This is a genomic window from Hadarchaeum sp. (SeqCode), from assembly GCF_049969415.1.
Lineage (GTDB): Archaea > Hadarchaeota > Hadarchaeia > Hadarchaeales > Hadarchaeaceae > Hadarchaeum.
On the sequence record NZ_JBMFOX010000036.1, the window covers coordinates 1 to 9,192 of the forward strand.

Annotated in this window: 10 protein-coding genes and 1 pseudogene; 5 read left to right on the plus strand and 6 right to left on the minus strand. The window is 50.0% G+C overall.

Annotated elements, in window-relative coordinates; all coding sequences use genetic code 11:
• Window positions 1-97 precede the first annotated feature (97 nt).
• The 5 genes from ACP5PX_RS06755 to ACP5PX_RS06775 all read right to left on the minus strand — a co-directional run bounded on the left by ACP5PX_RS06755 (window position 98) and on the right by ACP5PX_RS06775 (window position 4,553).
• Complete coding sequence (locus ACP5PX_RS06755; RefSeq protein ID WP_428085211.1) at window positions 98-1,072, minus strand: amidohydrolase family protein; 975 nt, start codon at window positions 1,070-1,072, stop codon at window positions 98-100.
• Window positions 1,073-1,080: 8 nt separating this feature from the next.
• Entirely contained in the window at window positions 1,081-2,982 is a 1,902-nt protein-coding gene (locus tag ACP5PX_RS06760; protein WP_428085212.1) for an aldehyde ferredoxin oxidoreductase family protein, read from the minus strand.
• Window positions 2,983-2,998: 16 nt separating this feature from the next.
• A complete protein-coding gene (locus ACP5PX_RS06765; RefSeq protein ID WP_428085213.1) occupies window positions 2,999-3,493 on the minus strand; it encodes a 4Fe-4S dicluster domain-containing protein in 495 nt (164 codons plus the stop codon).
• A gap of 84 nt (window positions 3,494-3,577) precedes the next feature.
• Entirely contained in the window at window positions 3,578-3,877 is a 300-nt protein-coding gene (locus ACP5PX_RS06770; protein WP_428085214.1) for a MoaD family protein, read from the minus strand.
• Window positions 3,878-3,914: 37 nt separating this feature from the next.
• Window positions 3,915-4,553, minus strand: coding sequence for a hypothetical protein (locus ACP5PX_RS06775; RefSeq protein ID WP_428085215.1), 639 nt, complete (start codon window positions 4,551-4,553; stop codon window positions 3,915-3,917).
• Window positions 4,554-4,797: 244 nt separating this feature from the next.
• On the opposite strand from ACP5PX_RS06775, the pseudogene ACP5PX_RS06780 reads away from it, so the two are divergent.
• Together ACP5PX_RS06780 and ACP5PX_RS06785 are read left to right on the plus strand one after the other, a co-directional pair.
• Window positions 4,798-4,914: pseudogene (locus ACP5PX_RS06780) on the plus strand (IS1/IS1595 family N-terminal zinc-binding domain-containing protein); the annotation flags it as partial.
• A 305-nt stretch (window positions 4,915-5,219) separates the two neighbouring features.
• The gene (locus ACP5PX_RS06785; protein ID WP_428085216.1) at window positions 5,220-5,699 is read left to right on the plus strand and encodes a DDE-type integrase/transposase/recombinase; all 480 of its coding nucleotides are present in this window, start codon (window positions 5,220-5,222) and stop codon (window positions 5,697-5,699) included.
• 145 nt (window positions 5,700-5,844) lie between these two features.
• Here the strand turns inward: ACP5PX_RS06785 and ACP5PX_RS06790 are convergent, their stop codons facing one another.
• Window positions 5,845-6,078 carry a hypothetical protein gene (locus ACP5PX_RS06790; RefSeq protein WP_428085217.1) on the minus strand — a complete coding sequence of 78 codons (234 nt, stop codon included), beginning with the start codon at window positions 6,076-6,078 and terminating at the stop codon, window positions 5,845-5,847.
• A 121-nt stretch (window positions 6,079-6,199) separates the two neighbouring features.
• On the opposite strand from ACP5PX_RS06790, the gene ACP5PX_RS06795 reads away from it, so the two are divergent.
• From ACP5PX_RS06795 to ACP5PX_RS06805, 3 genes are read left to right on the plus strand one after another with little or no spacing between them, the layout of a single operon-like run.
• Window positions 6,200-7,459, plus strand: a complete 1,260-nt coding sequence (locus ACP5PX_RS06795) for an acetylornithine deacetylase (RefSeq protein ID WP_428085218.1) — start codon at window positions 6,200-6,202, stop codon at window positions 7,457-7,459.
• Between the two features lie 10 nt (window positions 7,460-7,469).
• Window positions 7,470-7,850, plus strand: a complete 381-nt coding sequence (locus ACP5PX_RS06800; protein ID WP_428085219.1) for a RidA family protein — start codon at window positions 7,470-7,472, stop codon at window positions 7,848-7,850.
• Between the two features lie 38 nt (window positions 7,851-7,888).
• Window positions 7,889-9,049 carry an iron-containing alcohol dehydrogenase family protein gene (locus tag ACP5PX_RS06805; protein ID WP_428085220.1) on the plus strand — a complete coding sequence of 387 codons (1,161 nt, stop codon included), beginning with the start codon at window positions 7,889-7,891 and terminating at the stop codon, window positions 9,047-9,049.
• Window positions 9,050-9,192 lie beyond the last annotated feature (143 nt).

Below are 9,192 nucleotides of genomic sequence, written 5' to 3' on the forward strand. Positions count from 1 at the left end.
ACCACCTCATCGGTCCAGCCCCTAGCCGCCAAAACACCGGTCTCAGGACAATTTTAAAAATTTAATGCAACAATGCATATTGGTCAATAAATTTTTTTCAAATGAGTTTCAAAAGTCTTTTGGCATTTTCAGACAGTATCTTTTCTTTTTCCCCATCAGAAACATTCAGATTTTTGATAAATTCAACCGACTTTTCCAGCGAAACAAAGGGATAATCGCTTCCGAGCACCATCCTCTCCGCAGTCATTAGTTGATAAGCGCAGTTAAATGCAGGCAAATAAAATGATTGGGCTGTATCAACATAAATTCTCTGGAAATACTCGCTGGGTGGTCTGGATATCCTCTTTTTGCAGTCGGGATTGATGGCATATTGATGATCGATCCTGCTTATCAGATAGGGTATGATGCTACCAGCGTGCGGCAATATTAGTCTGAGTCCTTTAAATTTCTCCAAAGTACCGCTAAATATCAGGCGCAAGACCGCCAAAGTAGTATCGAAAAGAAAGCCGACCACGGTTGTTAACCCATAATCCCTCATGACCTCGCTCATCAGTGGTGTGGTGGGGTGAATCAAAATTGGAATTTCCAGCCTCTCAGCAGTTTCATAAATCGGGTAAAATCCCTTCCAGTCCAGGGGTTTGCCGTCAACGTTGGAGGGTATTTTGATGCCCCTCAAGCCCAGCTCGTTCACGGACCTTTCCATCTCCCTGATCGCCAGGGCAGGATATTTCATAGGGACTGTGGCAAACGCCAAAAACCTAGGATTTTTACGGCTAATTTCCGACAGTTCATCGTTGCTCTCCCTAGCGATCCTCACAGCTAAATCCTTCCGCAACATGTCGACTCCGGGCATGGCGAGACCAAGAACCTGAATATCAATCCCGCTTTTCTCCATCTCTTTTTCCCTAACGCTCAAATCATACATTCTCTCGTCAAAGGGATAGGACAGGCCGTTTCCGTAAAAGATTAAATAGCCACCGCCTTTCCTCACTATCCTCGGCACGCCACGGTATTTCAACAGCTGGCTCAGATAGCTGTGGGTGATTATCTCGGCATGGATATCGATAATCATAAAAATTTTTACCTCTGGATAATTCCTCGCTTTATCAGGTCCTCAGCAATATCTGCCAGCCCCAGTTCCTCCAACTTCGCTCTGGTTGGGTGTCCGGTTTTCACGTCCCAGCACCTCAGTGCATAGTACCTGTCCTTAAGCTTTTCAAAGGTTTCCCGGTCCAAGACCCTGATCTTTGACTCAATCGGCTCTGTGAAGAACTTATCGGGAAAGTTATCGTCATCCCGGGTCAAGCCGCACTTAGAGTTGAACGCCCTTTCCACATTGTATATCCTTTCGCCAATTTTCAGCAATCCTTCGGCAGTATATTGGAGGCCCGTAACTGCATACATCCACTCGGCAAATTCAGGCAAACCGAAGCTGTCCTCGCTCTGCGTCCAGGTCACGTTTTTGCAAACGGTTAGCGAGTCTATGACTGCATTCATGTTCTCAAAAAAGATCACCGCCTCAGCTTTGTTTTCAGTGCTGCTGTCATCAGCGTAGTTATACTCCACACCTGCCCATTTTCCGTAGGCATTGCTGAGCGGCATGCCCTTGAGGTGATCCGAGCCTCGGGTTGAGGTGGCGTGGGATAAAGCCGTGCCCCATCCCGTCCTCGGATCTATCTCCATCCTGCCACCCTTCACCTGGTGGGCGAACTTCTCAGTGCCCTTGCCGAACTTCCTCGCGGCGAGTCTGGTTCCCTCTGCCAACAAATCGCCAAAGCCTTCCCGGCGGACTATCTTATCCAACATGGCTAGAGCCGCCTCCTGATTGCCCCACTCGAGCTTGATCCCTCCTGTATCCTTCTCCGAAATCAATCCGCGCTCCCAGAGTTCCATGGCCCAAGCGATGGCGTAAGCGGGGCCATCGCAGTCTATCCCCAGCCTGTTGGTTTCCACCGCCCACTTTAACACGAAATTCAAATCAAATATCCCCATCATGTAGCCGTCGATCATCTGATTGTATTCGTAGCCCTCTCCAACCACATCCTTAAACGATCCCTCCAGCCCCCGGAGCACGTGGCCGCAGTGCATCTGGCAGTTGAAACAGCCCTTCCACCTGACGATGTGTTTCGCAAAGGCCTCATGATCCACTTTGGGGAATTCCGAATCCGGCACCCTGGGGAGGGTGAAGTTCTTTGTCGGGTTGGACTTCTGCTTTACGTTCCTCAGCCAGGTGAGCCAAGGCTTTCCGTAGTAGCTGTACCACTTGTACTTGGCCGAGCCCTTCATCATCTCGACACATTTGTGGAACAGGTCCTCGACCAGCTCCGGATGGGCCACTTGGACGCCCTTGGTGCCGCGAACCGCAATCGCCTTCAGCTTTTTCGAGCCCATGACGGCACCAACGCCGCCCCATCCCGCCGCCCTAGCCCGATCGTTCATGATGGCCGCATCCCTGACAAGGTTCTCACCTGCAGGCCCGATCAACGCGATTTTAATGTCCGGGTCTCCAATCTCCTCTTTCAGGATATCGTCAGACTGGAAGACATCCTTGCCCCAGATCTTGCTCGCATCTCTGAGTTCAACAGTGTCATCATCAATCCAAAGGTAAACTGGTTTGCTGGCCCTACCCTGAAACACTATGTGGTCATAGCCGGCGAATTTTAATTCCGGGCCCCAGTGCCCTCCAGAATTGCTATCGGCGAAAGCAAAGGTGAACGCCCCTTTGGCGGTGACCGTGTATCTGGCGCTGGTCGGGATCATTGTTCCGGTCAACGGTCCGGTTCCAAAAATTAGTCTGTTCTCCGGGTCGAACGGATCTATCTCAGGTCCAACTTCATCATACAAAATTTTCGCGTTTATCCCGGCACCACCCAAAAAGTTCATGGCGAGATCTTTTGGCAGCGGTTGCTTAACTATTTTATCCCGAGAAAGGTCAACCCTGATTATAGTCCCGGACCAACCGTAGATTTTTTCTTTTTCCATTCTTCCACCCCATCCATTACGGTTTTTCCAAAATCTTCTTCTCCAGCCTGTTTCTGGCTAAGATTCTAGGACCTACATCCTGCCGTGCAAAGAAAACGGCACCAGTCGGGCAGACCATAGCGCACCTAGGGTTACCCCCGCAGAGATCGCATTTTGTCACCCTGTTCGTCTTGGGGTCAACTATAATTATGGAAAAGGGACAGGCTTCGACACATGCCCTGCACCTGATACATATATCCTGATCAATGACCACTGCGCCCGTGTCCTTGTTCCTGCTGATAGCACCGACCGGGCAAACCTCCATGCAGGGCGCCTTTCCGCAGTGCCTGCAGACAACCGGAACGTCTCTAAGTTTGTTCTCAAGCTTTACTATTCTGATAAGCGCTCGCGAAGGATTCTTCTCCTTGTAATGATAAAAGGCGCAGGCCAGCTCACACGTCCGGCAGCCCGTGCACCTTTTCTCATCGGTGAAGAGCATTTTCTTTTTTTCTCCAATTTCCTCATCGTTCATGTGTAGGGAATCAATCCTAGACCTAATAAGTTTTTCCCGATATAAAAAATCTGTAGTATTTGTAAAGCTTTGAAAAAAATATTTTCATCCACCGGCCAGAGGTGGATAAATCACAACCACATCTCCATCTTTCAAAGATGTGTCTAAATCCTCAGGCAATCTAATGGTTTTTCCATTCAGCGATACGAAAACCCAGTCAAGTAGCCTGTTGGTTTTGGGGTCAAACATCTCCTCTTTCAATTTTTCCCCAAACCTCTTGACGAGGGCTTTAAAAAGGGAATCGATGTTTGTCACTCCCTCTATCTCGGCCTCCTTCACACCCGCCGCGTCCCGAAAGGCGCCAATGAACTTGACTTTAACCTTCATACATCTATCCCTCGACATAAGCTCCTATAAAAATTTTGAACCAACAAAAGAAGAATCAGGCGTAGAGCATCAGAAAAATAACAACGATAGTAAAAATCAAGATCCCTGCGGCCAACCAAGTCTCATTTTTAGTCGTTTTTAGCTTTGCCAACTGAACCTTTTTTATGCTCCCCTTTGCAACCATGGGCAACACTGCAAAAATACCTGCCAGCGTCTGGGCCGCATAGCTGTACCACCAAGGAGCCGCCGAGTAGGCCTCCTCAGTTATGGTGCCTGCCCAGAATCCGGCATCAAAACCAAGACAGACGACTATGTTGGAAACAACGAAAAACGCCGCAAGAAAAGCAAGCGGGTGGTAACCCCCAAGCTCCAGATATGACATTCCAATCGCCAAGAAACCTGTGTAGTAAACTATCGAAACTAGGGAATACCTCCAATCATTGGCCCCAGTTATGATGTAAGAAAGGGCAAACATGACTATGACCAACAGCGAGACGCCCAAAAATAGACCACCGACCATCTTTCGGTCCGGACCTTCACTCTTCCCGATCACCTCTCCACCCAGCCTGCTGAACAAAAGCAGGGCCCCCGCCATCATTAGGGGGTCAGAAACGTACATCCAATCCCAAGAAACACCGGGGAAATTCAGTGAGGCCTCAACCAGCTTCCCAACAATCAGAATTACCAATCCCAAAACGAAAATTCTGTTTTTCCACCCTGACCACCATCGCAATGCGAAGGGCAGAGGTAACAGAACACAGCTCAGTACGAGTGACATCAACAGTATGGGTTCCATTATATCAAGTTCTATTTCTCAGTCTGCTTTAAAAGTGTTTCCAAAACTGGTTCTGCGCTAATTTTAGACAGTTTTCCCATAGTTATTGTGGCATTTAGGAGCTGGCCGAGGCTGGTGGGGGGACAGAAACCAACCGAGGTGATTGGATGAACCCCGATCCAAAATTAACCCCAAATGCCCAGCTTGCGGAGCAGGCTCTTGGAAGAACGGCTTCAGCCGAAGCGGACGCCAGCGGTACAGGTGCAAATCCTGCGGAAAGAAGTTCGACGAACGTGCAGGAACGCCTTACCACTGGCTGCACAAGCCAGAGAAGGATGTTTTGACGGCCACCGTGCTCTACGTCAACTATCCGCTCTCGAGCTATCAGGTCGAGGAGATACTCAGACTTTTCGGCATCGAGGCCTCGGCCCTTCAGATCGAGCGCTGGCCCCAGCGGTTCGGGCCATCCGTGAAGCGCATTCTCAAGCGCTACAAGATCAGGTTTTCTAGGGTGTGGCATGTGGACGAGAAGTTCACGCCCCACAAGCGCGTCCCCTCGGAGCGGTACAAGCGCGGCGAGAGGAAGTGGGCGTACCAGATAACCGTCCTCGATTCCAAGAACAACGTCGTTGCCAGCTACCTCGCCCCGAGCGGAACACTGAGGCCGCCAAAAAAGCGCTCAGGCGGGCGAAGGAGGCGGCCGGGTTTTCGCCCGACTTCGTGGTGAGCGACGACTGCCCCATTTACGATCGTGGCGTGAACGTGCTGGGCAGGCGCCCGAGGCACGTCCGTGCCCACTTCGAGGGGAAGCTGACCCCGCACGGCGACGGGGTCATCCTGCTCAGCAACAACCGCATCGAGCGCTACCATTCCAAGTTAGCTCCGAAGATCCGCTCCATGCGGGGCGTCAAGAACCTGGAGCGCGGTGACCGCTTCTTCCAGGTGTATAACTTCATGCGCAATTTCTTCAGAGGGGGCAGAATAAGGGGAATCCTGGATCAGCTTGGGCTGGAGCCGGGCCTTGATGGGCTGGTGAAGCTGTTTTACCTCGCCAGGAATTTTTGAACTGAAGCGCCCGGCCCGATCGGGCCGGAATACAAACAACGGATGCTATCAGACATGCTAAACTTTGTCCTGTAATTGCATCACAACCCCAAAACTCCAGCAGTCCCGCAAGTGTTTTCGACTCTTCGTTTCCACCGGGCGTCTTCTATGGAAGTGCACCCGGTGCACCTTGACCAAGCGGACAAAGCTTTCCGCTCCTCCTTAACACAACCAGCTCTTTTGTCTTCTCTTTGTGTTCTACCGCTGACTTGAAATAAGCCGCCAAAATAGCTTCTACGAGCTCGGATTTGGAGACTTTAAACTCATCCATTTTCTGTGCCAGCTCCTCAAGCTTATCCGAAAGATCCTTTTCTATCGAGATGCCGATTTTGACTTTCATCGTGGTGCACGTGGTGCACCAATTACTTAAGTTATGCTTTCATTCCAGTGCTGAACTTTTACCTGCGGGAGTACTAAACTCAAATTTTTATGAAAGTCCACATATGGAATTTTGGGATAAAATGAAAACGGAAAATGAACTTTTGGCCGAGGTGGATGAAAAAAAGGAAGAGCTTCTGAAATTTGCCGCCAAGCTTATTTCATTCAAAACACCGAACCCGCCGGCAAAGAACACCCTGCCGTTGCAAAAATGGCTGGCAAACAATATGAAGAAAATCGGGATGCAGGTGAAAATGGTCGACGTCTATCCCGGAGAACCCGACTTGGTGGGTATCCTGGAGGGAAAAAAGGGCGGCGAAACTATCGCCTTTAACGGCCACGTGGACGTGGCCGAAGTTAAGGAAGATGAAAAGTGGGACTTTGAACCTTTCAAAGGCTTTTACGACGAACAGTACCTCTACGGACGGGGATCGACCGACATGAAGGGTGGCCTTGCTGCCGCCTTCTTTGCGGTGAAGCTTATCGCCGAAAGCGGTTTTGAACTGAAACACGACCTCATGATCCAATCGGTGATCGGGGAGGAAGCCGGAGAACCGGGAACGAAAAGACTGCTGGAAAAAGGATACAAATGCGACTTCGCCATAATTCCCGAACCAAACGGTCTGGAAGTCCAAGGCCAAGGTGGCGTCATAACCTTTTGGATCAAGATAAAGAGCCCGGAGGTGTACCACGACGCCGTCAGGCATAAGATGATTCACGCCGGTGGTGGGGTGGAGGCGGCCAACACTATAGAAAAAATGTGTAAAATCATTGAGGGCATGCAAGAACTAGAAAGGTACTGGGGAGTCATGAAAAAATATCCCAAAATCTCGCCCGGGATCACCACCTTGAACCCATCCGTGATCGAAGGCGGCAGAAATCCAATATTCATACCCGACGAATGCCGGATATGGTACACGGCCCACTTTTTGCCCAACGAGGACGTCGAAGATATCAAACGGGAAATAACGGAACATGTGATGAACGTGGCCAAGGCCGACGTCTGGCTGCGCAAGCACCCTCCGGAGATAACCTGGGGTGGCGAATCCTTGGTCAGAGAAAAAGGGGAGGTCTTTCCCTCGGCCCACATCGATGAGAACAACCCGCACGTCAAGCTACTGCTTCAAGTGAGGGAAAAAATACTTGGGAAGAAGCCGGAGGTCTCGATCTGGCCCTCGGTTTCGGATGCGGGATGGTTCTCAAAGTTTGGCATACCTTCCGCAATTTGTGGTCCGGGCAGAATCGAGGATGCGCATATAATCAACGAAAAAATAAGCGTGAAAGAACTCGTCGACGCAGCCAAACTCTATTTGGCCTACATACTGGCCTTCAACGAAAAATGACGGGAAAGGTATGAAGGGGATAATTCAAATAAAGGATATGCCTCCGGCGGTTGGCTACTCGCGAGCCATCAGGGCGGGAAACTTCCTTTTTATCTGCGCCCAGGTTCCGGAAAACTCCAAGGGAGAAACCGTCGGTGAAGGGGACTTTGAGGTGCAGGCGAGGCAGGTGTTCGAAAATATGCGAAAAGTCGTGACGGCGGCTGGTGGAGACCTGAAAAACATCGTTGAAATGACCGCCTTTCTGACCGACATGAATAACTTGGACAAATTTAGAAAAATCAGAAGAGAGTACTTCTCGGACTACTGGCCCGTATGTACGATTGTGGAAGTAAGCCGGCTTCTCTCTGAAAAATGGATGATTGCCGCAAAGGCAACTGCCTACTTTGAGTGATCCGAATTCACAAGGCTTAAGCCAACACAACCGCAACGATGGATGAGGCAACGCAAATGTTCGAATTTAGGATCGCGCCCAAGATAATTTTCGGCTTGGGAAGCGTTGAAAAAACTGCTGATGAAGTAAAAACACTGGGGGGGAGCAGAGTTCTAATTGTTACGGACAAAGGTTTGATGAAGACCGACCTAATTGAAAAAGTTATCGCGTCTTTGAAGAACGTAGAGTTCACCATCTTTGATAGCGTGGAACCGAATCCAAAGGATACCAACGTGGCTGAAGGTCTAGAGCTCTTGAGAAAGAAAAACTGCGACCTAATTCTCGGCTTCGGTGGAGGCAGTCCAATGGATGTGGCCAAAATGATCGCCGCTCTGGCAACTAACCCGGGTAATATCTGGGAGTATCAAGGTATCGAAAAGTTCAAATCTCCTCCCCTCCCGCTTATCCTAGTCCCGACCACTGCCGGCACGGGAAGCGAAGTGAGCCGGGCCGCAATGATAACCAACGGCAGGGGAAGAAGAAAAATTCTTTTTTTGAGCTGGCACTTAACCGCAAAGACGGCGATTTTAGATCCCGAGCTAACCACAAAGCTGCCACCAAACCTCACAATTTGGTCAGGGATGGACGCCCTTTCCCATGCTGTCGAGTCATACGTTTCAAAAATGGCCAACCCTTTGACGGATATGTATTCGGAAAAGGCAATTTCACTAATTATAAACAACATTGAAAGGGCTGTGAAGAACGGTGACGATGCCGAAGCTCGAAACAACATGCTACTTGGTAGCCTACTGGCCGGAATAGCCACCGCCAACGCTAGGCTGGGAAACATTCACGGGATGGCCCACGCTATCGGCGGGGAATACGACCTTCCTCACGGGCTACTCTGTGGCTCACTGCTTCCGGTTGTGACGCGCTATAACTTGGACTACTGCGCTGAAAAACTGAAAAGGATTGCTGAAATTATGGGTGAAAATATCAAAAATCTTACAACAAGACAGGCTGCAGAAAGGGCTGTGGAGCTTATTGAGGCTCTATGCAGAAAGCTAGGGATACCTCAAAAACTTGAAGAACTCGGGCTAAAAACTGATGAGATATCTGACTTAGTGGAAAAAACTGATATAATACCAACTAACCCCAGACCAACCACTAAGAAAGACCTTTCAGAGCTTTACAAGATGGCCATCACTGGTTCGGCTTAAAACGGGAGCGGCTTGATGTATTTCTTTCGCCTCTCCAGCAGGTCGGCCGCTAGCTCCCCGTGCCTTCTGATGATCTCGTCGAGGTCCACCTTCGTCAGCTTCCCGCCTCTGACCACCACTTCCCCGTCGACCAGCACCGTGTC

Excerpts from the sequence above, each read along its gene's own strand:
- ACP5PX_RS06755 (WP_428085211.1), bottom strand. The coding sequence starts at position 1,072 with ATGATTATCGATATCCATGCCGAGATAATCACCCACAGCTATCTGAGC.
- ACP5PX_RS06760 (WP_428085212.1), bottom strand. The coding sequence starts at position 2,982 with ATGGAAAAAGAAAAAATCTACGGTTGGTCCGGGACTATAATCAGGGTT.
- ACP5PX_RS06765 (WP_428085213.1), bottom strand. The coding sequence starts at position 3,493 with ATGAACGATGAGGAAATTGGAGAAAAAAAGAAAATGCTCTTCACCGAT.
- ACP5PX_RS06770 (WP_428085214.1), bottom strand. The coding sequence starts at position 3,877 with ATGTCGAGGGATAGATGTATGAAGGTTAAAGTCAAGTTCATTGGCGCC.
- ACP5PX_RS06790 (WP_428085217.1), bottom strand. The coding sequence starts at position 6,078 with ATGAAAGTCAAAATCGGCATCTCGATAGAAAAGGATCTTTCGGATAAG.
- ACP5PX_RS06795 (WP_428085218.1), top strand. The coding sequence starts at position 6,200 with ATGAAAACGGAAAATGAACTTTTGGCCGAGGTGGATGAAAAAAAGGAA.
- ACP5PX_RS06800 (WP_428085219.1), top strand. The coding sequence starts at position 7,470 with ATGAAGGGGATAATTCAAATAAAGGATATGCCTCCGGCGGTTGGCTAC.
- ACP5PX_RS06805 (WP_428085220.1), top strand. The coding sequence starts at position 7,889 with ATGGATGAGGCAACGCAAATGTTCGAATTTAGGATCGCGCCCAAGATA.